Below are 278 nucleotides of genomic sequence, written 5' to 3'. Positions count from 1 at the left end.
AAGCAAATTAACACCCAACTACAACAACTTCATAAATGCAGTGAACTTAATGCAGTTGCTAATGTGCGTACCTTAGGTGCACTAGGTGTTGTTGAACTAAACGAGGCTGCTGGCAATGTTGATGTTGCTAAAATTCAGGCCTATTTTGTAGAGCAAGGTGTATGGATACGCCCATTCGGTAAACTAATTTACCTTATGCCACCGTATATAAGTGACGACACAAGTATAAAAACACTGTGTGATGCCATTTATAATGCCATTAAAGGCAAGCATTACGC

1 protein-coding gene is annotated in these 278 nt (G+C 39.6%); it reads left to right on the top strand.

All coding sequences use genetic code 11. The features are described 5' to 3' along the window. Nucleotides 1–278, top strand: a 278-nt coding sequence (locus AAEY87_RS13935; protein WP_350657602.1) for an aminotransferase class III-fold pyridoxal phosphate-dependent enzyme, incomplete at both ends; no start/stop codon positions are given.

This window comes from Psychrobacter sp. S1-30-MNA-CIBAN-0213, assembly GCF_040309845.1.
In the GTDB taxonomy this organism is placed as follows: domain Bacteria; phylum Pseudomonadota; class Gammaproteobacteria; order Pseudomonadales; family Moraxellaceae; genus Psychrobacter.
This window is presented reverse-complemented; position numbering and strand designations above follow the sequence as displayed.